Genomic DNA, 20624 nt, shown 5'->3' with positions numbered 1-20624 from the left:
GGTGCCAGCGGCCACCACCTGAGCCGCACCCAGTGGGGTGTCCTCCGCTTCGGCCTACGGCCTACGCTCCAGACACCCCACGGGCTCATACAACAAGGGGGTCAATATTCGTGTCGCCGGGTGGGTTAATTTTCATGTCGCTTGACAGTCGTCTGGCGATGCGTCAACATCGCGATGACCAAGGAGCCTTCATTTACATGGAATTGCTAGCTTTCTTACTGCGCGGGCCCGCCACACGGCGCCACCCCCGCCGCGGAGCGGCTTCGTTCAACGATGAAGAAAGGGAGGGCCCTCAGCCCCGGGATCAGCCAAAGGGTTGAGGGGACCTGCCACCACAGGAGTAGATGAACCCATAGCATGGCGCTCAGGGAGAAGAAGAGTCCCTCGAGAAAGAGCCAATTCTTCGAGAAGGTACGCCTGAAGAGTGTGATCCAGCCCAGGGCCAAACCCCAAAGGAGGAGACCTGCCACCAGGTAGAAGGGCAGCAGCAGGGTGAGTATGAATTTCGCCCCGAAGACCTTCACGGGCTTGACCATCATGCTTTCGGCAATCCACGCGGCAATGCCGGCTTCCAAGGTTCTCGTCCGGACCAGGAGGCAGATCATCAGAATCAGGAGAAAGACAAAACCCCCCAGAAGGGGCGCCAGCCAGCGCCTGAGGGTTTGGGAAACGGTCACGAGTCCTCCACAAACAACAAAAAAGGGGGGCAAGCCCCCCTTTTCAAGACTTACAGGATTCAAGGCTACTCGATTGCGGTGGCCTTGGCGACCTTAGTGGAACCCTGGATGGCGTTGTCAACCAGCACAGCCCCATAGACGAAGCCGGGGGTGCCAGTGCCGGGGAAGGAGATGCCAAAGGCAGCCTTACCCTTGACTGTCGCCAGACCTTTGGCGGCAGTAATAGCGGTACTCTGAGTCGTAGCCGTCCCGGTAGCGACCGTGGTGGTGAAGGCAGCAGAGCCTGGGTTCCAGGGGTTCTTGTCGGCACCGCCGGTCGCGACAAGGTAGGAACCAAGCTTTGCGGCGATAGCTGTGTTGACGCTTCCGGCCTCCTTCAGCTTGTCATACTGGCCCACGAGGTCACCCACGCGGCCCGTCATGTTGGAGATGGCGGACTTGTCACGGGCCCGGGAGCGCTGGCTCAGGAGGGCGGGGATCGCGATGGCGCTGATGATGCCGATGATGGCCAGCACCAAGAGCAGTTCGATGAGGGTGAAGCCGGATTGTTTCTTCATGGGAGCTCCTATTGTTTAGGCAGTAGATCTGCTCAAGCAGGCAAGCATGCTGCGTGCCAAAGAGCGCTTAGAGTGGTTGAAAGCGACCGGATGGCTGAGCAATAGTCAGCCGGGTGCTTTGGCTGCCGGAATAATACGCCATCCAGGGGTTTCTCGGAGACGGATAACCTCGAGTCCAGACCGATCGTGCAGCAGAATACGCCCTTTTCTGCCTTAGGGGGGCAGGTTGGGTGACGCATCGCGTCAGTGGTGGTTGGGTTGAAGGATGAATGTAATCGCTTGACAACAGGCTCCATTTCCACCGATGAGTTCTGTGGTTAGGATGAGCCACGAAGTTGTTTGCTCCCTCTACCCGGTTTGGAGAGTCTCCGATGATTCCACATGTGAAGACCCTGTCTGTTGTCATCCCGGTGTATTTCGAGGAAGCTGTGCTGGAAACCTTCTACCGGCGAGTGGTTGAAGCGCTTGCTCCGTTGGAAGCCGAATTCAATCTGGAGTTGGTATTCGTGAACGATGGAAGCATGGACCGTTCACTGGAAATCCTCCTGGCATTAAGAGCACAGGACACCCGGGTGAAGGTCCTCCATTTTTCCCGGAACTTCGGCCATCAGATTGCAGTGACGGCTGGGATTGATCATGCCTCTGGGGACTTGGTTGCAATCATTGATGCAGACCTCCAAGACCCACCTGAGGTAATTCTTGAAATGATAGAGCATTGGCGACAAGGCTCCAAAGTTGTTTATGGCGTGAGGGCAGAACGCAAAGGGGAGAGCCCCTTCAAATTGGTGACCGCCAAAGTGTTCTACCGTTTATTGGGCCGTCTCAGTGAGGTCAAGATCCCATTGGATACTGGGGACTTCAGGCTAATGGATAGGATTGTAGTGGAGCGTCTGCGCGAAATGCGCGAGGAAAGCCGCTACATCCGCGGCATGATTTCGTGGCTAGGCTTCAAACAGTGAGCATTTCGTCGGTGGGGCGTGGGCGAGGCTGCCTCAGGTAGACGGAGCCCCCACCGATGAAATGCGGTGTTGAACAAGCCCGGAGCGGCGGGGGAGTTGGGCGAGGGCTATGGGGAAATCGCGCCTGCTGATCCACTTTTGGGGACGCCAGGTCCCCTGTCGCCCAGGGATTGCTGACTGCTGAGCCCGACAGTCCCGGCAGGGGCTTGGACCGAGTTGGCGTCATAGCAGGGCTTCGCCGTCCCGCCGTGGTGGAGGTCGTGGTGCAGGTGATGGATAGCTGAGAGGCTGACAGTCATGGCATCACCGCCGGGGGTGCCCTGGAGGCTTCACTCATCAGCGGTCGCCAGAGGATCAGACCACCACAATGAGGGCAGCGTTGCCCCGTGCCTTCGGCTGGACACGCCTCGGCTCTGGGTTTCGGAGCAGGCAGCAGGGCCCTGGCCTGTTCCAGCAGACCTCCACCCTGGGCCGAGGCGTAGAGGCCAAAGTGCCGGATCTTATGGAAGCCATCCGGAAGGACATGCTGGACAAAGCGGCGCAGGAACTCGATGGGGTGGAGGGTGACGGTCTGCTGGCCCCGGGTGCGGAAGGTGACATGCCCCGGCCCCACGTCGATCAGCCGGGAATTGGCGATACCCACCCGGTGGGTGTAGCGCCCCAGGTAGCTCAGCACATGCTGGGAACGCCGGAAGGGGGCTTTCGCATAGACGACCCAGGACTTGTGGCGGGCGAGGGTGGCCATGAGGGCATTGAAGCCCTGATCTGGCAGGATGCCCTTCCGGCGGAGTCCTCGCAGGGCATCCAGCATCTTTCCCCGCAGCAGCTTGCCCATGGCCTTCACCGGGAACAGGTAGTCCTTTCTGGCGTGGACGAACCGGCTCCCATCCAGCGAAAGCCCGCCCGCCGTGGCCAGCACGTGGACATGGGGATGGAAGCGGAGGTCCCGGGTCCAGGTGTGGAGCACCAGGGTGAGCCCCAGGGTGGCCCGGAGGTGGGTCCGTCCCAACTCCGCCAGGACCTCGCCGGTGACCTGGAACAGGGCGCCATAGACCTCCACTGGATGGCGCATGGCCACGGGCTTCAGCTCCGAGGGGAGCGTGAACACCAGGTGGAAGTGGGGCACCGGCAGGATGCGCTCGGCCCGGGCATCGATCCACTTCTGCTGGGCTGCGGCCTGGCACTTGGGGCAGTGACGGTTCCGGCAACTGTTGTAGACCGGATGCTCCCGACCGCAGCCGGTACATACCTCGACATGGCCGCCGAGGGCGGCTGTGCGACACCGGCTGATGGCCGTCAGGACGCGCTTCTGGGGCCGGGAGAGGCGATGGAGCCGCTCCAGTTCCGGGCGGTGCGCCCTGACGATATCCGCGATGTCGTGGCGAGGCCTTGGGAAGGCCACGGCGCTATAGCTTCAAATCCTCCAGAGGACTTCTCACGGAAGCGATCTGGCTCGGTGAGACCTGGGTGTAGATCGTCGTGGACTTGATGCTGCCGTGCCCCAGCACCACCTGGATCTTTCGCAGGTCCGTGCCGTGCTCCAGAAGGTTCGTGGCAAAGGAGTGCCGGAGCATGTGGGGGGTGACCACCTTGCCGATGCCCGCCACGGCGGAGGCGCAAAGCAAGGCTCGGCGCGCGGTTTCGTGGCAGAGCGGCTTGCCCGCCTTCGAGGTGAACACCCAGGGGAGTGGTGGGCGTTCGTGCCCGTAGTACCTCCGAAGCAGGGCGTAGAGGCTGGAGCTCAGGGGGACCAGGCGTTCCTTTCCACCCTTACCGTTGCGCACATGGATGACCCGCTGCATCGCGTCGATGTCGGTGGTCTGGAGCAGACTGGCCTCACGGATCCTGAGCCCGGTGGCGTAGATGAGGGCAAAGAACACTCGGTATTTGGCGACCAGGAAGGCATCCAGCACCCGCTGGATTTCGGCTGGGCTCAGGACCGTGGGCAGCGGGGCGTCCTTGCGGGGCATCGAGATGAAGGCCACCTTCTCCGGCTGCCCCAGGGTGCGAGCGTAGAGGAACTTCAGCGCCGAGTAGTGGCACCGCAGCCGTTCCGGCCCGATGGGCTGCAGCCGGAGGTGGTCCACCCAGCGGCGGATAGCCTCCTGATCCGCCTCCGCCAGATCCGAGCCCAGAGCCTCCTCAAAGCGCCGGATCGAAGCTAGGTATTGCTGGATCGTCCCTTTCGCCCGATCCGCCATTCGCAGGTCCGCTTCCAGGCGGGATAGAGATAGACTGACGTCCTTCATGTAGTACCTCCTTGGTCGTTGTCAGGCGACATCAGAAACTGACCCAGGAACGACACGAAAGTTGACCCCCCTCACGGAGGGGAAGTCATGGGAAGAAATCGAGGCAATCTCGTACCTGCACAAGTGGGAGACGGGATGCTGGGCAACGAGGAGGCAGGGCAAGTCTTTGCCCTGAGGAAGTTGGGCTGGGGGATGAGACGGATCGCCGAGGAGTTGGGGATATCCCGGAACACCGTGAAAGCCTGGCTGAAGGCAGGTCCAGATCGCCGTTACGGCGGTCCAAATCGCGAGGCCACGTTGGATACTCACCGCGACTGGCTTCGGGAGCGGTGGCGGGCCGGAGTGAGGAATGGTGATGTCTTCCGTCAGGAACTACTGGCCAAGGGGGTGCAGACGAGCCTGCGCACAGTGGAGCGGGCGATCCGCCCCCTGCGTCGGGAGCAGGTCGTGAGCGATCGGGCCACGCTGCGCTTTGAGACCCCACCGGGCAAGCAGATGCAGATCGACTTCGGAGAGAAGTGGCTGGAGATCGGCCGGGTTCCGCAGAAACGCTTCGTATTTGTGGGGACCCTGGGCTACAGCCGCCGCGACTATGCGGAGGTCTGCTTCGGGCTCCGGCAGCGGGACTGGATCCTGGGTATCGAGCACGCCTTTCGCCACTTCGGCGGCGTACCGGAGGAACTGCTGGTGGACAATGCCAAACCCCTGGTCCTGTCGCACCCTCGTTCCGGAAAAGCCCAGTTCCATCCTGAGTTCCTGGCCTTCTGCGAGCACTGGGGCGTGCGGCCGAAAGCCTGCCAGCCCTACCGCGCCCGAACCAAGGGGAAGGTGGAGAGCGGGGTCGGCTATGTGAAAGGCAATGCCCTGGGCGGACTGGCCTTCGAGAGCGACTTGGCCCTGGACCTCCACTTGGCCAAGTGGCTCCGGGAGGTAGCGGATGTGCGGGTCCACGGCACCACCTTCGAGAAGCCCATCGAGCGCTTCGAGGCGGGTGAGCGCATGGCGCTGCGGCCCATCGGGAACCATCCCAGCTACATGAAGTCGCGCTGGGAGGAGCGGAAGGTATCCTCTGACTTCCGCATCGACATCGATACCAACCGCTACAGCGTTCCACCGGGCCTGGTGGGAGAGGTGGTGGATGTGCTCATCGAGCAGGACCTCATCCAGGTCCACTTCCAGGATCGGATCGTGGCGGAGCACAGCGTGGCACCGGGACGGCATCAGGTCGTGGAGGATCCTGGCCACGTGCTGACCTTCGTGAACGGACACGCCTGGATCGGTCGCCCCAATGAAATCGAGCGCCCCCTGTCGGTCTACGAGGAGGTGGTGGGAGGTGAGCCATGGTGAACCCCCAGATGGAGCGCATTCAGAGCCACCTGAGCCGGATGAAGCTGACGACGACCCGGGACCGCCTGGATGGCCTGCTTCAGGAGGCTGCACGAAAGGAACTGAGCTTCCTGGACTTCCTGGATCTGGTGCTCTCGGAGGAGGCAGCGGCCAAGGACTCAAAGCGAACCCGGATGGGCATCCAGATCGCCCACTTCCCGATCCGGCGGAGCCTGGATGACTACGACTTCGACCTTCAGCCGAGCCTGGATCGCCGCCTGATCCGGGAGCTGGAGACGGGGACCTTCATCGCTCATGCGGAGAACATCCTGCTCCTTGGGCCACCAGGGGTGGGTAAGACCCACTTGGCCATCGGGTTGGGGCGGAAGTCCATCGAACGGGGCGCGAGCTGCCTGTTCGTGAGCGCCACGGCCCTGGTGGGTCAACTGATGCGGGCCGAGGCAGAGGGTCGCCTGGAGGAGCGTCTCCTGCATTTCTCGAAGCCCAAACTACTGATTGTGGATGAGCTAGGATATCTACCCTTCGAGCGGCGGGCGGCCCACCTCATGTTCCAGCTCGTGAACCGGAGATATGAGCGGGGCAGCCTCATGATCACCAGCAACCAGCCAGTGGGTGCGTGGGGCGAGGTGTTCGGGGATACCATCCTGGCAACCGCCATCCTGGACCGACTGCTGCACCACAGCCACATCATCACCATCAAAGGCGAGAGTTACCGCCTGCGGGAGAAGCGCCGAGCCGGGATCGTCCCGGCCCCGGTGCCAGCGGCCACCACCTGAGCCGCACCCAGTGGGGTGTCCTCCGCTTCGGCCTACGGCCTACGCTCCAGACACCCCACGGGCTCATACAACAAGGGGGTCAATATTCGTGTCGCCGGGTGGGTTAATTTTCATGTCGCTTGACAGTCGTCTGGCGATGCGTCAACATCGCGATGACCAAGGAGCCTTCATTTACATGGAATTGCTAGCTTTCTTACTGCGCGGGCCCGCCACACGGCGCCACCCCCGCCGCGGAGCGGCTTCGTTCAACAAACTGGGGTGTCCTACGTGCGGGATCCGAGGTACGCCGGCAAGACTAAGTACACCCTTCGCAAGATGCTTCGATTCGCCTTGAATGGGGTCACCAGTTTTTCAGAGAAGCCGCTGGTGCTGGCCGGATGGATGGGTGTGATCGTCACGCTGTGCGGTTTCGCTTTTCTGGGCTACATCGTGCTTGGCAAGCTTTTGCGACCCGGTTCGGTGGTGAGTGGATGGGCCTCGATGATGGCTGTCATCATTTTTTTTGGTGGGATACAATTATTGTCGCTCGGTGTCTTAGGACAATATATTGGCCGTATATACCGAGAAGTCAAGCGAAGGCCGCTCTATGTGCTGGAAGCACAATGGGGTTATGACGCCAAGCGTGGCAAAGGTGTGACTATTGGGTGAACCGAGTGCGCGGGATCTTTGGTCCAGGTCTGGATACTGCGGCTGGTGGGCGCTGTCAACGAATATAGAGGTTTTCACCATTGATGGAGGCCACCGGCTTCAGCTGAAGGCCAAAATAAAGGCAGCGTTCCCGCACGGCTTTGGGAGGGAAGCTGACCGGGGCGAGCATGGCCTGGATATTTTCCCGCCCGGTTGCCTGGATTGCTGCCTGGAATCGCTCGGAGGCCAAGGGCAGCACCCAGCGGTCCATCAAGGCACGGCGCCGCGCAGCGAATGGCAGGAGAGGGTTCCAATCCCTGCCGTAGACCAAGAGGACGGCCTGATCCGGTACCTGGCGACGAATTTCGTCCGCCATGGCGGGGTAGGCAGGTGGAGCTGCCTGCCGCGGGTGATAGACGCACCAGTAACTTTGAAAGAATGTCAGTGCCAGCAACGCCCCCATTGCCATACCGCAGGCACGGACTGCCCGCCGCTGGTCCTCAAGAAGCGCAAGCACCGCAAAGCCGAGGGCTAGGCTGAAAAACAGGACGTTGGGTACGGCATAGTAGTTGTGAACGAAATGCAAGTTGGTAAAACACAAGGGGTTGACTAGAAACAAACCAAGACACACCAACACTTCCATCCGGCGCGTCCGCCCTGTTAGCCAGGCGAGCAGGAAGAGGGCGGCGATGACTGGCAACCGATAGTCAAGCAGGGTATCGACCCAATAGGCTTTCAGCGCCAGGGTATGAGAGAGGATCCCCTCCCAGGTACCGACTGCCATTCTCTGAGCCCAGGTGCCGAAATTCCATTGGGAGAGTGCGTGGGAAGTCAGAAATGACGCAGCCAGGGGGTTGGCGGCCTTGACGTGGTCCGTGTAGATTGTCCAGGCTGAGCCAGCCACCAGGGGCGCGGCCAATGGGATCAAGGTCCAGGAGTTTGGCAATGGGGCGGATACAACGGGTCCGGGAAATCGGAATTGGGATGCGATCCAGATGAGGACGGCCAGAAGAAGGTAGGCAGGCAGGCTTGTGATCTTGACGAGGGCGGCGATGCTCCCCACCAGGACCGATGTGACTAGCCAGACGTGTGACTGTTTGCGGAGTGCTTGGTGGAAGGTGCCGACAAAACCCAGGCACAGCGCCAGGGAGAGCGTCTCAATGAGAAACGCGCGGGCCCAGAATAGGTAGAGCGGGCTGATGGCCACCAGTGCGACCAGGAATGCACGATGAGGGGAGCGCCGGACCCGGTGGCGGAGCATGGGGAAAAGCGTTGCCATGGCGACCCAAAAGGCTACGAGGCTGACCAGGCGACCGGCTGTTTCTAGCTGCATCCCAGGTATTTTGGAGATACCGGCCACGATCCACTGATAGAGGGGGAACTCCATGGGGATGGCCCAGGGGGCTCCTAGTACCGGTGTTGCGTAGGAAATATGCATCCCGTCCTTGATCATCGCCCATACACTGATGGCGGTCTGAGTCTGCCTGAAGGCGTGGGCGTCGGTAAGGGGCAGGGAGAGGGGTGAGGCTGCCAGAAGCCATACCGCGATCAGGCCTGCGAAAAGCAACCCGGTGGCCAGCCTGTCGCCCTTTGCAGGTCGAGATCGGAGATCCACCGTCGCAGCGAGCACGGTCATGTACCAGTGAAGGTAACGTGGGAGCCAAGCCGCCAGGCGGAATCTCGAAAGTCCAGCGGTGCGGTCCCACCACTGAGTTGGCACCTCTGCGATCTTCCCCCCCAATAGGAAAATCTTGGCGGTGATCTCCATACCGATCTCGAAACCCCCGCGGCTTTCAAGGGTCAGACTTTGAAGGGCGGATTGCCTGTAAAGTTTGTAGCTATTAGTAATATCGTGTGTCGGGAAGCCGCGTAGAAAATGGAGGGAGACCCCAGCGATACGGGAAAAAAGCTGCTTCAGAAAGGGCCCACCGTTAAGGCGACCGCCTTTCATATAGCGCGAGGCGCAGACGACATCGGCTCCTTGCGCTGCTTCCATCAGCATGGGTCCCAGGGTTGTGTAATCGTCTGAAAGATCAGCCATCGTGACGAGGATGAAGTCGGCCTGGGAGCGGAAGAAGCCCTCCTTAAGGGCTCCAATCACCCCAGGTGTGGGGTTGATGAGCCTTCTGATGTGGAACGGGTACTTGCGGGCAACTCGGTCGAGGACCGCAAGGGTTGTATCTTCCGGGTGATCGTAGACAATGCAGACCCCGACCTGGGCCAGCCCCTCTGGAAGCGCTGCAAGCCCTTCGGAAAGCGCATCCAGGGTTCGCTCGATATTCTCCGCTTCATTGTAGACAGGGATCAGGACCTCGACGGTCATTGGGGTTGCGCTCACCTGTCCCATTTCAGATACCACCCAACCGGATCTGCTCTTGGATCCAAGGCACAATTTCGTCCAATGCGGTCTCTAGGGTTGTTTTGGCCTCAAAACCGAGGATTTCCCGTGCTTTGGAAACCTCTGGCACCCGACAGGCCACGTCATAGCGGAAAGGCTGATCACTGATGTAGGAAAATGGCTTGTCCGGACGCATTCGCTTCCAGATGGTTGCTGCCAGGTCCAGGACGGTGGTGGACACGGAGGTCGAAAGATTGAAGTCTTCCCCGGTGGCCTGCGGGTTTTCGACACTAAGGCGGATGCCTGAGGCGAGATCGCCTCCGTAGGTGTAATGGCGGATCTGACTGCCGTCGCCAAGGATGTGCAGGGGGTCCTGACCTCTGGCGATCTTTTGAACCAAGTCTGGTACGACATGGCTCATGGCCAGGGAGATGTTGCCAGACATGACTTCACGGTCTACGATCGCTCGTTTCTCACCGGTGCCAATGCAATTGAAAGGACGCACGATGGTGTAGGGGAGCCCATACTGTTCCCGTGCCCCCTTTGCAAAATACTCGGTCGCGAGCTTCTGGAAGCCGTAGGTCGAGAGAGGCGGAGGGCAGAGGAACTGGTCGCCCTCGCGGCTTGGGAATGAGGTGGCACTCTCAAAGACCATGGATGACGAGACCACGGTGATCTTCTGGAGTTTCCCCCGGCGAAAGGCCCGAATCGCCGCCTCGAAGGACGTGGCGGTGATGCGTTCGTTCTCCGCCAGGAGATCAAAGGCAAACTCATGGAAATAGGTGATTCCGCCAATCATGGCGGCCCCCGCCACAAAGTGATCGCAATCAGCTAGGCAGTCCTCCATCAAAGGGAGGTCCTTCGCATCCCCTTTGACAAAGGTGTATCGAGGATGGGCGTCATAGCTTTTGGTGACGTCTCCATATTTGGATAAGTTATCAAGGCCTATGACCTCCCAGCCGTGGGCTAAAAGGTCCTCGATGAGATAGCCAGCGATAAATCCCTTTGCCCCCGTTACAAGGATCTTCATAGCCCAGCCTCCCCACTGATAGATGAATCAAGACCCTGCTTTTTGAGCATGTTCCATACGTCCATGACAGGTTTGTCCCCAAAGCTTAAATGGCGATAACGATGGTGGGGTGCGCCAATGAAAAGGATATCGCTTCGTCGGATGACTTCCTCCACGGGAAGGAAGTCGGGTCGCTGGATATACTCATCGGTGCACAGTACTTCGTCGGCCTCTATCTGAAGCAGCTTTCTGAGTTTGAAGGAGAGGGATTCTCGACCATCATCGCTTTCGGCCTTGAAAGCCATGCCGAGAATTCCGACTGTGAGCCCCGCGAGATCCCTTTCGCGTTTTGCCAACTTGATAATGAAGTCTGGTAAGCCCTCATTAACAAGCATTGCGCTATGTCCTAGGAAAAAACGATATTCAGATGACGCAGACAATTGCATTGTGTCTTTGAAAAGGCACGGACCAGCGGCAAAACCTGGTCTAGGGAAACCCTTGGTGCGAGGGTAATTACGGGTCATTGCATCATAGATATTGTAAAAATCCAGTCCCAATTCTTCCGCAATCATATAGAATTGGTTGGCAGTTGCAAATTGAATATATCTCCAGCTGTTTGTGAATAGTTTAGCCAGTTCTGCCTCATCCGGAGAAATGACGATGATTTCCGGGGTCAACTTTCTGAAAAGGTCAGACACCTCAACGACCGCATCCCGATCAAAACCCGAAACAATCTGAGGCAGGTTCTGGAGTTCTTCCATCGCCTTGCCTTCCAGGATGCGCTCTGGACAGAAGGTTACGCGAATCCCAGGGTGTCTTTTCTTGAGCAGCGTATCGACTTTTCTGGTTACGCCTGGCGCCACCGTACTGCGGAGCACAACGATCTGATCGTTGTCCAGATATTGCTGGATGTCTTCGAGGCATTTATGCATCTGCCCAAAGGTCGGATTCAAGTGTTCGTCCACGGGGGTTCCGATAAGTACCACCACATATTTGGCCTGGGCGACCAAGTCGGGAGATGATCCCGTAAAGAGTGTCTTGCCGATGACATTGCGGAGGATTGGCTCGCAACCCTCCTCCAGGAAGGGCATCTTCCCAGTGTTGATGAGGTCCAGGACAGCTTGGTTGATGTCATAAATCACGACCCGGAGTCCCTGGTCTGCGAAGGCCACTGCCAATGGCAGTCCCACATGGCCCCCGCCGCCGATGACACAAATATCAAATGGTCTGCTCATAGTGTCTCCGGTGAGGGGGCCAGCTGGCATCTGATCCTAAGTATGCCAGACCTCATGGGTAGCTCCTTCTCGCAGTTTGTAGAATGGACACGACTAGGGAATAATGAAGGGCATGGTTAGGATAGGGGGAATGGGGTATGATATATCTAAATAAAAAGCGACCTTTTCCAAAACTAAAGTATGAAGCGCTAGAAAAGTTAGAGATTTCAGGACCGGTTGACCGACTGAGTTTTATTTCGGGACTCTGTAAAGATAAGACCGTCTTAGATATTGGATGCCTAGATGAGACGGCACTTTTTAAAAAAGAAACTAGGCACTGGTTGCATGGACGGATTGCCTCAGTGGCAAAGCGCGTAATTGGGGTCGATAACTCGGATAAGATTCCAGTCGAAGGTATAAGGACCGCTGATAATTCTATTATTTATAGGGGGGACAGTGAACACCTTATGTTACCTCAGCTAGAGGAATTACGCGTTGATATTGTTATCGCTGGTGAACTTATAGAGCATCTAGAAAACCCTTTATTATTTCTTAGGCTAGTGAGAGAGCGGTACCCCAATAGGGAATTTGTTTTTTCGACACCCAATGGCATCTCTATTGCAAATACACTTCTTGCATTAATCAAGCGCGAGTCTCAGCACAAGGATCACCTTCATATTTTTACCCTAAAGATTCTGGCTACACTATGTCGACAAGCCGGGTTTGAGGAATTTGAAATTGTGCCCTACCGCTTTTATGCAACTGAGATGATTTTTAAATCGAAAGGGCTTTTGCTGGTATCCGCGATAATTGTCCAAGGTTGTATCCGTTTGTTAGAAAAAATGTTCCCATTACTGTCATTTGGGTATGTGGTTAGGATCCGAATGTAACCTGTCCCGGTTGTTATCAGTTATGCGGTGCAATGGCTGTCAATGCACTTATTGTCCCACTTTAAAGATAAAATACTTATTAATCAAAAAAGAAACGGGGAAACAGATTGCCGTTGCCATTGCGCCTGCTAGATAGCTATTCATGAATGGATGCATTAGTTTTTGTAAATAAATATTTAAAGCGCACAATAGGGCGAATAGGCTGATGAATGGGAAGAATTTGTTATGATTTTTATAAGAGAATACGAGTCTTCTAGTCAAGGTGTATCCTAAAAGGACTCCAGCCAACCCACCCGAAAGGGTGGCCCAAGTGTATTTAATCCCAAAGTGAATAAAAATGGTAAAAACAATAAAGGATGTACAGGTATTTATTACACCGACAAATGCAAAATTGGCCAATTGGAATAATAGTTTTCTCAATCATGTCCTCGAATCAAGAAACGGTAGACCAAGGTGCGCAGCAGGGCATTCATCCGGGCGACCCAGCCCCCATAGACCCGCAGAAAAGGGCTTATGGGAAAGGTTTTGGAGGCCATGAGTCTGTCGATAAACTCGATGAAATCCTTGCTTTGTTGCTTGATGATTCGGGAGCTCCATTGTTTTGATGAGAGGCGAAAGCAGGCCAGGCTGGTTGGCAAGTGCAAGGCCGTTCCATGCTTCATCAACCTGAACCAGTAATCCAAGTCGATCAGGTAAGGCAAACTGCCATCAAAAGGGCCTGCGGTCAATGCGGTTCCCCGCCGGAAGAGGACCGCACTTGGCTCTCCGATAAGGTTGGTACCTGCGCGCAAACATGCTAGAAGAGCTTCAAGCGCATCGATTTCTTGTGTGCCCCAGGGCGCAGAGCGGCTCATTAGCTTCGAACCATCGGGGCGGATAATTGTACGATCACAGAACGCGAGGACGGCATTCGGATGCCCTTCCAGGGCTGCCACCTGTTCCTTGAGACAATCTGGTGCCAGCAAGTCGTCCTGATGGAACAGCTTCACATATTCCCCATGGGCAGCTCCGACGGCCTGGTTCCAGTTGGCCTCTGCCCCGAGGTTCCGCGCATTGCAATGGATGCGGATGCGGGAGTCGTGGATTCCTTGGAGGATCGTCAGGCTATTGTCTGTGGATCGATCGTCAAATATCAGGAGTTCAAAGTGGGGGTACGTTTGCCTCAACACCGAATCGACAGCTTTCTCCAGAAAGCGTTCGCCATTGAACACCGGCAGGCAAACGCTGACCAGGGGAGCCGTGGGAGGCTCGTATTCAGGGGGGCGGTTTGATCCGGATGCTTGCACCGGCTCCCCTAGTACCAATTGGTGAAAAGCTGCAGGTGGTGGCTTTGTGGAAGGGAGGGGAGCTGGATTGCTTTGGGGCCCACCCAGAAGAATGCCGGTCGGATTTGAGACGGAGCAGTGAGTTGATGAGGACCGGCATTCAGGTAGACGATGCTGGAGCTTATCTCTTGTCCGTCAAGGTGACCCCCCTGGAGGGCGGCCATAGCCTTCTGGGTTGCACCCATGATCTGGTAGCGCCCGGGATGGACGACCTCAAATGCTGACCCTCCTGCAGGGAGGACCTGGCCTAGGATCCAGAAGTCATCTGCCAAAGGAACGTAACGGGATGCAATGAACGCCCAGTCTTCTTTGGATAGCCAGTCTGTTCGGTAATTGGGAATCAGGACTGTCGCAGGGTGCAATCGAAGCATTTCAGAAACACTCTGCCTCCTGTCATCCAGGAACATGTGGATGTTCAAGCTGTGAAGGTACCAGCGGTAATGGATGGTTGTACGGGTTGGAACCATTCCGACAGCGTCATAGACGGGGTCGCGCATAGGATCGGTCAGGAACTCCGCTAGGTTCATCAGGCTCTGCTGGCGCTCATTGTCTTTTTCCAGGTGACGCCATGTGTTGGTGATGAATGGTGCCGCATGCGTGACGAGCACCATGCTGGCGAAAACGGCCAAGAGTCTGGTCCGCATAAGCATACGCAAGCCACGTTTGGCCAAGAGGCGGCATGCCAGGAGGAATGCGAATGGCACGACATTGATGAGGTTGTATGGAAAGGGGGTTGGGTTGATGCACAGGGCTGCAAGGGAACCCATCAAGAGCAAACCTTCGGGTGCAAGGCCGTCCCAGTTCAGAGCCTGTCTGCGGTGGGTACGCAGGTCAAGACCGAGACAGACCAGAGCGGCAAGCGCCAATGCTGTGACCAGAGGGGCCTGGATGAAGAGCCTTGAAAGGGCCATCCAAGGACCAAATCTGGAACCGCCACCGGAAGCCTCCAGCCCGCCGCGAAGTCCCTGGAGGTACACCCCCCATAACCCAGTGCTGGCATAAACTCCGGCGCAAAGGACGACGGCTGCCAACACGCCAATGCACCAAGCCAAGGTTAGGCGCATCCGGCCCCGCCCGTGTCCTGGGTGCGGGAAGGCGATCAGCGCTGCGCATAGGGGAACCCAGTAGACAAAGGCTTTGAAGACAGCAAACTGCAGGAATCCGATCAGGGCGCCGATCAGGACATAGGAAGTCGTACCCCTTGGACGGGTTCTCCCCAGCCACCAGACCAGTAAAAGCACCAGCAGGATGAGGTTGTCGTGGCGGACCTCAATGCCATAGTCCCAGAAAGGGGCCAGGGTGGCGGCTGCCAGCAGGGCGAATAGTCCATGTTTGGACTTCCACTTCACGCCAGTGTTGAGGGCCATCAGCAGGGTGTTGATCCAGAAAATCGCCAGAAAGATCAACCGGTTCCAATAAAACAAGTCCGTTGAACTTGCGGAGGTTCTGCCAAGCCATGCCAGCGGGCCTAGAAGCCAGAGGGCAGCCGTAGTGAAATAAGCCGATGCTTGACCGCGTCCAACAACCGTGGCCATGAAGATGTTCTGTGCTTCGTCAACCTGGTAGATGCGGTTGACTGACAGGTAACAAGAGAAGCCTACCAACACGACAAGGGTGGTCAGGGCGACCCACACCGGCCAGTTGTTTTGCCTTTTGGGTGCCTCCAGATGAATCATCGCCACGAAATTGTTCCCCCGGTTGATTTAGGCATGTGTATTTTTCCAACTAAGTCTGGCAGCAATTCCCGCGCCAAACCCCGCGGGCTGGTTATTAATGGCGCTGGAGCCCTGTGATTTCTTCTGCAAGTGCCTTCGCCCCGCGATGCCCTGCATCGATCTTCAAGGCTTTATCCGCCGCGGCCTTGGCCTCATCGATCCTGCCCAGGTCCTTGAGGATCTGGCCTTTGCGCCACCAGGCGGTGGCGTAGCCACCGGTGCCGCCTTCGAGGGGTTCGCGGAGGACTTGGTCAAGGTTGGCGAGGCCTTCCTGTTGGTGGAGGCGGGTTTTGGCGGCGATCTTGCCGAGGTGGAGGCGCACCAGGCTTGGGGAATCGGTTTGGGGAAGGGCATTCTTGGCAATGGTCCAGGCCTCCTCGGATTGTTTCGCGTCCATGAGGGCCAGGCTGACAGCTTCTACGGCTCTGGCGCGGTTGCGCACAGGGGGAAGGAGGCGGCGGGCTTCGCTGGCGAGGCGGCGGCGTTGTTCGGCTTCGCCCAGGGTTTTCCGGGTCTCCTTGGTGCCAAGGGCATCAAGGTAGCCATAGACGATCTCGGCATCCCAGGGTGCCGTGGCCAGGGCCCGGCCGAAATAGGGTTGGGCCTCGTTCCAGCGCCCGTCCATGGCCAGGACGGTGCCCTGGAGGAGGTCGGCCCGGGGAGCGTTGACGCGACGCAGGCTCTCGGCGCACTGAAGGGCCTTGCTGGTGGAGCCTCCGAGGAGCCCAGGCAATTGCTGGTAGGCCAGTCCCAGGCTCATCCAGGCGTTGACCAGGGTGGGGTCGGATGCCACTGCGGCCCGCAGGTCATCCATGGCCCTGCTGACGCCCCTGAGGCTGCTCAGGTTCCGTTGCTGGATGGCGACGCCCGCCTGGGCCATGCCCCGGGCCAGGAGACCGTCGGGCAGTCCCGGTTGGAGGGCCAGGGCCTTGTCCGCGCAGTTCCGGGCCTCCCAGACCCGCACCATGGCCGACAGGGCCTGGGACTTGGCCGCCCAGGCCAGGGCATTGTTGGGGTTGGCCTTGAGCTGGGTCTCGGCGTCCCAGAGCGCCTTCAGGTAGCGGCTGTTGTCCAGGTCCACCCTCGGGTTGTAGGCGCTGGCGGGGGCTGCCAGGAGGAGGGAGGTGAGGAGGGCGGGGGCCAGGGTTGCCATGATGGAAGTATAGAAGGGGCGAGGCATGGGAGAGTTTATGGATTCTTGCGCCCCTGTTTACCATTTCAAAATTGAATATTGAATCGGTAAAACTCCAGCGTACACTCTGCCTATGATCCAACGTGACCTCCAGCCGACCCTCCTTCGATGGGCTGGGGTCTATCCGGTTGTGACCCTTACCGGTCCCCGGCAATCCGGGAAGACCACCCTCTGCAAAGCGGCCTTCCCCGACAAGCCATACGTGAGCCTGGAACCCCTGGATACCCGCACCTTCGCCCTGGAGGATCCGCGAGGGTTCCTGGGCCAGTACCCCGCAGGCGTCATCCTGGACGAGGTCCAGCATGCTCCGGCCCTGCTCGGTTATATCCAGGACATGGTGGACCGGGACCCGAGCCCCGGGCGCTTTGTGCTCACGGGCTCCCAGCATCTCGGGTTGAGTGATGCGGTGAGCCAGTCCCTGGCAGGCCGAACGAGCATCCTGCACCTGCTGCCGCCGAGTCTGGGTGAGCTTAGACGCTTCCCCTCCGCTCCCAGCGATCTGGTCAGCACGCTCTTCATGGGTGCCTACCCCCGGATACATGACCAGGGGATTTCGCCGGAGCGATGGCTTGGGGACTATGTGGCCACCTACGTCCAGCGCGATGTCCGCCAGGTGCTCAAGGTCGGGGACCTGCTGAGCTTCAACACCTTCCTCCGCCTTTGCGCGGGCAGCACAGGACAGGAACTCAATCTCTCCCGGCTCGGGGCGGACGCGGGCATCTCCCAACCCACGGCGAAGGCCTGGCTTTCGGTGCTGGAGAGCAGCTTCCTGTGCTTCAGGCTGGGGCCATGGCACACCAACCTGCGCAAGCGGATCGTGAAGGCGCCCAAACTGTATTTCTATGATTCGGGCCTGGTCTGCCATCTGCTCGGCATCCGCAATGCTCAACAGCTCGAAACCCACCCCTTGAGGGGCGCAGTCTTCGAGACCTGGGCCGTCTCGGAGGCGATGAAGATGCACCTCCACCAGGGGCTCGAGGTCTCGGCCTTCCACTACCGGGAAGTCTCCGGCCTGGAAGTGGATCTTGTCCTCCAGGAACCCGAGCGGACCCGGTTGATCGAGTTCAAGTCGGGGCGCACCATCGATGCGTCGTGGATCAAGCCCCTCCAGACGGCGAAGGAGAATCTTTCGGTCGGATCAGCAGGCCAGGTATTCGAGCCGATTCTGGTTTACGGGGGGGATCAGCAGCAGGTCCGGAATGGCGTTCGGATCTGTCCCTGGGATCACCTCGAAGCCCTGGGGCCAGTATTCGGGCTCTGATCAAGCCTTCAGGATCCGCCGTTCCAGAAGGCTCTGGAAGTCCCGTCGTCCGTCCGCCACCAGAAGCAGGAAGACCTGCTTTCCTGTGATGCGGTAGATCAGCCGGTATGGTTGGCAAATCACTTGCCGGAAATCCCGGATACCGAGGCTCAACAGCTCTCTCGGGTGAGAGCCCTGCTCTGGCGTCTGGCTGAGGCTTTCAGCAATGGCGAGCATCCTCTCCAACATTTGTCCGGCCATGTCCGGACCTTCTCGCCCTGCGAGGAATGCTACGATCTCGGCCAGATCGCTTTCAGCGCCCCCGGTGATTCGAACTTCGTGGCGCATCAGGATTGGATCCCTGTGTGCAGGCGCTCCGCGACATCAGCCAGGGAGCTGGTCTTGCCCTCTTCGACCTGCCTGTTCCCGATGGCCAGAAGCTTGAGGAGCGCAAGCGTCTCCTGGGTCTCTTCGTAGCTGGCCACATCCTGGAGAACGGCTTTCGCTTCCCCGTTCTGGGTGATCACCATCGGTTCTCGGCGCTCGGCGATCTGGAGCAGGACTTCGGCAGCATGCGCCTTCAGGTGGGTGATGGGTTTGACCTGGGTAGAGTAGTGCACGAGGCCTCCATAGGTCTGAATATAGTCCTTAAACGGTCCTGCGCCAAGGTGTTCATCCCCCGCCCAGCACCTGTGTCGGTGCGGCTCAATGTGCTTGGGAGCTTCTGAGGTAGTCGGCTGGGGACAGGACGACAACCCCATCCCGGATGTCCTCCGGGTAGTGCGCCAGATTCCCCGTCACCAGGGCGGCACCAGCGGCCTTGGCAAGGGCCAGGAAGACGAGATCATCGGGGTCCGGTCCCTGGTGCGGCCATGGGGACGGCTCTGGCTCGTGGAAGGCCACTTGGATCAGGCGGGGAAGCCACCTTGGAGGAAGGCCCTTGGGGCGGAATTTCGGGCGGTGCAGGACCTCGTGGTACTCCGCAAGGATGGAGGGGCATACATGGATGGGCGCCTGCCTCAGCAACACCTGTTCCAGGACTCCCCCCAGATCGCTCTCCGGCTTCAGTGCCGCGGAAACCAGGATATTGGTGTCCAGAACAGTGAGCATTTCGTCGGTGGGGCGTGGGCGAGGCTGCCTCAGGTAGACGGAGCCCCCACCGATGAAATGCGGTGTTGAACAAGCCCGGAGCGGCGGGGGAGTTGGGCGAGGGCTATGGGGAAATCGCGCCTGCTGATCCACTTTTGGGGACGCCAGGTCCCCTGTCGCCCAGGGATTGCTGACTGCTGAGCCCGACAGTCCCGGCAGGGGCTTGGACCGAGTTGGCGTCATAGCAGGGCTTCGCCGTCCCGCCGTGGTGGAGGTCGTGGTGCAGGTGATGGATAGCTGAGAGGCTGACAGTCATGGCATCACCGCCGGGGGTGCCCTGGAGGCTTCACTCATCAGCGGTCGCCAGAGGATCAGACCACCACAATGAGGGCAGCGTTGCCCCGTGCCTTCGGCTGGACACGCCTCGGCTCTGGGTTTCGGAGCAGGCAGCAGGGCCCTGGCCTGTTCCAGCAGACCTCCACCCTGGGCCGAGGCGTAGAGGCCAAAGTGCCGGATCTTATGGAAGCCATCCGGAAGGACATGCTGGACAAAGCGGCGCAGGAACTCGATGGGGTGGAGGGTGACGGTCTGCTGGCCCCGGGTGCGGAAGGTGACATGCCCCGGCCCCACGTCGATCAGCCGGGAATTGGCGATACCCACCCGGTGGGTGTAGCGCCCCAGGTAGCTCAGCACATGCTGGGAACGCCGGAAGGGGGCTTTCGCATAGACGACCCAGGACTTGTGGCGGGCGAGGGTGGCCATGAGGGCATTGAAGCCCTGATCTGGCAGGATGCCCTTCCGGCGGAGTCCTCGCAGGGCATCCAGCATCTTTCCCCGCAGCAGCTTGCCCATGGCCTTCACCGGGAACAGGTAGTCCTTTCTGGCGTGGACGAACCGGCTCCCATCCAGCGAAAGCCCGCCCGCCGTGGCCAGCACGTGGACATGGGGATGGAAGCGGAGGTCCCGGGTCCAGGTGTGGAGCACCAGGGTGAGCCCCAGGGTGGCCCGGAGGTGGGTCCGTCCCAACTCCGCCAGGACCTCGCCGGTGACCTGGAACAGGGCGCCATAGACCTCCACTGGATGGCGCATGGCCACGGGCTTCAGCTCCGAGGGGAGCGTGAACACCAGGTGGAAGTGGGGCACCGGCAGGATGCGCTCGGCCCGGGCATCGATCCACTTCTGCTGGGCTGCGGCCTGGCACTTGGGGCAGTGACGGTTCCGGCAACTGTTGTAGACCGGATGCTCCCGACCGCAGCCGGTACATACCTCGACATGGCCGCCGAGGGCGGCTGTGCGACACCGGCTGATGGCCGTCAGGACGCGCTTCTGGGGCCGGGAGAGGCGATGGAGCCGCTCCAGTTCCGGGCGGTGCGCCCTGACGATATCCGCGATGTCGTGGCGAGGCCTTGGGAAGGCCACG

21 protein-coding genes are annotated in these 20624 nt (G+C 59.1%); 6 read left to right on the top strand and 15 right to left on the bottom strand.

Going from position 1 to position 20624, the window contains the following annotated elements; translation table 11 throughout:
* Positions 1–215: 215 nt before the first annotated feature.
* Both HOLFODRAFT_RS0211640 and HOLFODRAFT_RS25530 read right to left on the bottom strand, forming a co-directional pair.
* A complete protein-coding gene (locus tag HOLFODRAFT_RS0211640) occupies positions 216–677 on the bottom strand; it encodes a hypothetical protein (RefSeq protein ID WP_005031188.1) in 462 nt (153 codons plus the stop codon).
* A 65-nt stretch (positions 678–742) separates the two neighbouring features.
* Complete coding sequence (locus HOLFODRAFT_RS25530) at positions 743–1234, bottom strand: type II secretion system protein (RefSeq protein ID WP_005031191.1); 492 nt, start codon at positions 1232–1234, stop codon at positions 743–745.
* 371 nt (positions 1235–1605) lie between these two features.
* Here HOLFODRAFT_RS25530 and HOLFODRAFT_RS20865 point away from each other — a divergent pair, with 371 nt between their 5' ends.
* Positions 1606–2193, top strand: a complete 588-nt coding sequence (locus tag HOLFODRAFT_RS20865) for a glycosyltransferase family 2 protein (protein WP_005031192.1) — start codon at positions 1606–1608, stop codon at positions 2191–2193.
* 295 nt (positions 2194–2488) lie between these two features.
* On the opposite strand, the gene HOLFODRAFT_RS20860 is transcribed toward HOLFODRAFT_RS20865, so the two are convergent.
* Positions 2489–3595 carry an IS91 family transposase gene (locus HOLFODRAFT_RS20860; protein ID WP_005033235.1) on the bottom strand — a complete coding sequence of 369 codons (1107 nt, stop codon included), beginning with the start codon at positions 3593–3595 and terminating at the stop codon, positions 2489–2491.
* A 4-nt stretch (positions 3596–3599) separates the two neighbouring features.
* Positions 3600–4442 carry a tyrosine-type recombinase/integrase gene (locus tag HOLFODRAFT_RS20855; RefSeq protein ID WP_005033233.1) on the bottom strand — a complete coding sequence of 281 codons (843 nt, stop codon included), beginning with the start codon at positions 4440–4442 and terminating at the stop codon, positions 3600–3602.
* Between the two features lie 135 nt (positions 4443–4577).
* On the opposite strand from HOLFODRAFT_RS20855, the gene istA reads away from it, so the two are divergent.
* The 3 genes from istA (at position 4578) to HOLFODRAFT_RS20850 (ending at position 7213) form a co-directional block, all read left to right on the top strand.
* A complete protein-coding gene (gene istA, locus HOLFODRAFT_RS0211615) occupies positions 4578–5789 on the top strand; it encodes an IS21 family transposase (RefSeq protein ID WP_005033230.1) in 1212 nt (403 codons plus the stop codon).
* Positions 5783–6565, top strand: a complete 783-nt coding sequence (gene istB, locus HOLFODRAFT_RS0211610) for an IS21-like element helper ATPase IstB (protein ID WP_005033228.1) — start codon at positions 5783–5785, stop codon at positions 6563–6565. The genes istA and istB overlap by 7 nt, the downstream gene beginning before the upstream one ends.
* Positions 6566–6823: 258 nt before the next feature.
* Complete coding sequence (locus tag HOLFODRAFT_RS20850) at positions 6824–7213, top strand: hypothetical protein (protein ID WP_052572550.1); 390 nt, start codon at positions 6824–6826, stop codon at positions 7211–7213.
* Positions 7214–7268: 55 nt separating this feature from the next.
* On the opposite strand, the gene HOLFODRAFT_RS24885 is transcribed toward HOLFODRAFT_RS20850, so the two are convergent.
* From HOLFODRAFT_RS24885 to HOLFODRAFT_RS0211590, 3 genes are read right to left on the bottom strand one after another with little or no spacing between them, the layout of a single operon-like run.
* The gene (locus tag HOLFODRAFT_RS24885; protein ID WP_005031339.1) at positions 7269–9515 is read right to left on the bottom strand and encodes a glycosyltransferase; all 2247 of its coding nucleotides are present in this window, start codon (positions 9513–9515) and stop codon (positions 7269–7271) included.
* 25 nt (positions 9516–9540) lie between these two features.
* Positions 9541–10560 carry an NAD-dependent epimerase/dehydratase family protein gene (locus HOLFODRAFT_RS0211595; RefSeq protein WP_005031338.1) on the bottom strand — a complete coding sequence of 340 codons (1020 nt, stop codon included), beginning with the start codon at positions 10558–10560 and terminating at the stop codon, positions 9541–9543.
* Positions 10557–11774: a nucleotide sugar dehydrogenase gene (locus HOLFODRAFT_RS0211590; RefSeq protein WP_005031337.1), complete on the bottom strand. Its 1218-nt coding sequence runs from the start codon at positions 11772–11774 to the stop codon at positions 10557–10559. The genes HOLFODRAFT_RS0211595 and HOLFODRAFT_RS0211590 overlap by 4 nt, the downstream gene beginning before the upstream one ends.
* Before the next feature lie 137 nt (positions 11775–11911).
* Between HOLFODRAFT_RS0211590 and HOLFODRAFT_RS24045 the strand changes: the two genes are divergently transcribed.
* A complete protein-coding gene (locus HOLFODRAFT_RS24045; RefSeq protein ID WP_005031336.1) occupies positions 11912–12643 on the top strand; it encodes a class I SAM-dependent methyltransferase in 732 nt (243 codons plus the stop codon).
* 48 nt (positions 12644–12691) lie between these two features.
* On the opposite strand, the gene HOLFODRAFT_RS25810 is transcribed toward HOLFODRAFT_RS24045, so the two are convergent.
* The 4 genes from HOLFODRAFT_RS25810 to HOLFODRAFT_RS0211570 form a co-directional block, all read right to left on the bottom strand.
* Positions 12692–13042, bottom strand: a complete 351-nt coding sequence (locus HOLFODRAFT_RS25810) for a GtrA family protein (RefSeq protein ID WP_425280011.1) — start codon at positions 13040–13042, stop codon at positions 12692–12694.
* A 17-nt stretch (positions 13043–13059) separates the two neighbouring features.
* On the bottom strand, positions 13060–13929 hold the full coding sequence (locus HOLFODRAFT_RS24035) for a glycosyltransferase family 2 protein (RefSeq protein WP_005031335.1): 870 nt from the start codon (positions 13927–13929) through the stop codon (positions 13060–13062).
* An 8-nt stretch (positions 13930–13937) separates the two neighbouring features.
* Positions 13938–15650 (bottom strand): hypothetical protein, encoded by a 1713-nt coding sequence (locus HOLFODRAFT_RS0211575; protein ID WP_148300436.1) that lies wholly within the window; start codon positions 15648–15650, stop codon positions 13938–13940.
* 88 nt (positions 15651–15738) lie between these two features.
* The gene (locus HOLFODRAFT_RS0211570; RefSeq protein WP_005031333.1) at positions 15739–16863 is read right to left on the bottom strand and encodes a tetratricopeptide repeat protein; all 1125 of its coding nucleotides are present in this window, start codon (positions 16861–16863) and stop codon (positions 15739–15741) included.
* Between the two features lie 85 nt (positions 16864–16948).
* Here HOLFODRAFT_RS0211570 and HOLFODRAFT_RS0211565 point away from each other — a divergent pair, with 85 nt between their 5' ends.
* Positions 16949–18136 carry an ATP-binding protein gene (locus tag HOLFODRAFT_RS0211565; protein WP_005031332.1) on the top strand — a complete coding sequence of 396 codons (1188 nt, stop codon included), beginning with the start codon at positions 16949–16951 and terminating at the stop codon, positions 18134–18136.
* Here the strand turns inward: HOLFODRAFT_RS0211565 and HOLFODRAFT_RS0211560 are convergent, their stop codons facing one another.
* From HOLFODRAFT_RS0211560 to HOLFODRAFT_RS20835, 4 genes are all read right to left on the bottom strand, one after another.
* Complete coding sequence (locus tag HOLFODRAFT_RS0211560) at positions 18137–18463, bottom strand: type II toxin-antitoxin system RelE/ParE family toxin (protein WP_005031330.1); 327 nt, start codon at positions 18461–18463, stop codon at positions 18137–18139.
* On the bottom strand, positions 18463–18735 hold the full coding sequence (locus tag HOLFODRAFT_RS0211555) for a type II toxin-antitoxin system Phd/YefM family antitoxin (RefSeq protein ID WP_005031328.1): 273 nt from the start codon (positions 18733–18735) through the stop codon (positions 18463–18465). The genes HOLFODRAFT_RS0211560 and HOLFODRAFT_RS0211555 overlap by 1 nt, the downstream gene beginning before the upstream one ends.
* Before the next feature lie 85 nt (positions 18736–18820).
* On the bottom strand, positions 18821–19225 hold the full coding sequence (locus HOLFODRAFT_RS0211550; RefSeq protein WP_005031327.1) for a PIN domain-containing protein: 405 nt from the start codon (positions 19223–19225) through the stop codon (positions 18821–18823).
* A 291-nt stretch (positions 19226–19516) separates the two neighbouring features.
* On the bottom strand, positions 19517–20623 hold the full coding sequence (locus tag HOLFODRAFT_RS20835) for an IS91 family transposase (RefSeq protein ID WP_005033235.1): 1107 nt from the start codon (positions 20621–20623) through the stop codon (positions 19517–19519).
* Position 20624 lies beyond the last annotated feature (1 nt).

The organism is Holophaga foetida DSM 6591 (assembly GCF_000242615.2).
Taxonomy (GTDB): domain Bacteria; phylum Acidobacteriota; class Holophagae; order Holophagales; family Holophagaceae; genus Holophaga; species Holophaga foetida.
Note: the sequence above shows the minus strand (reverse complement) of the source record. Positions and strands in the feature narration are given on the sequence as shown.

What these genes read in the sequence shown, in the direction of transcription:
- HOLFODRAFT_RS25530 (WP_005031191.1), bottom strand. Translation starts at nt 1,234, where the DNA reads ATGAAGAAACAATCCGGCTTCACCCTCATCGAACTGCTCTTGGTGCTG.
- HOLFODRAFT_RS20865 (WP_005031192.1), top strand. Translation starts at nt 1,606, where the DNA reads ATGATTCCACATGTGAAGACCCTGTCTGTTGTCATCCCGGTGTATTTC.
- HOLFODRAFT_RS20855 (WP_005033233.1), bottom strand. Translation starts at nt 4,442, where the DNA reads ATGAAGGACGTCAGTCTATCTCTATCCCGCCTGGAAGCGGACCTGCGA.
- istA (WP_005033230.1), top strand. Translation starts at nt 4,578, where the DNA reads ATGCTGGGCAACGAGGAGGCAGGGCAAGTCTTTGCCCTGAGGAAGTTG.
- istB (WP_005033228.1), top strand. Translation starts at nt 5,783, where the DNA reads ATGGTGAACCCCCAGATGGAGCGCATTCAGAGCCACCTGAGCCGGATG.
- HOLFODRAFT_RS24885 (WP_005031339.1), bottom strand. Translation starts at nt 9,515, where the DNA reads ATGACCGTCGAGGTCCTGATCCCTGTCTACAATGAAGCGGAGAATATC.
- HOLFODRAFT_RS0211595 (WP_005031338.1), bottom strand. Translation starts at nt 10,560, where the DNA reads ATGAAGATCCTTGTAACGGGGGCAAAGGGATTTATCGCTGGCTATCTC.
- HOLFODRAFT_RS0211590 (WP_005031337.1), bottom strand. Translation starts at nt 11,774, where the DNA reads ATGAGCAGACCATTTGATATTTGTGTCATCGGCGGCGGGGGCCATGTG.
- HOLFODRAFT_RS24045 (WP_005031336.1), top strand. Translation starts at nt 11,912, where the DNA reads ATGATATATCTAAATAAAAAGCGACCTTTTCCAAAACTAAAGTATGAA.
- HOLFODRAFT_RS0211570 (WP_005031333.1), bottom strand. Translation starts at nt 16,863, where the DNA reads ATGCCTCGCCCCTTCTATACTTCCATCATGGCAACCCTGGCCCCCGCC.
- HOLFODRAFT_RS0211565 (WP_005031332.1), top strand. Translation starts at nt 16,949, where the DNA reads ATGATCCAACGTGACCTCCAGCCGACCCTCCTTCGATGGGCTGGGGTC.
- HOLFODRAFT_RS0211560 (WP_005031330.1), bottom strand. Translation starts at nt 18,463, where the DNA reads ATGCGCCACGAAGTTCGAATCACCGGGGGCGCTGAAAGCGATCTGGCC.
- HOLFODRAFT_RS0211550 (WP_005031327.1), bottom strand. Translation starts at nt 19,225, where the DNA reads ATGCTCACTGTTCTGGACACCAATATCCTGGTTTCCGCGGCACTGAAG.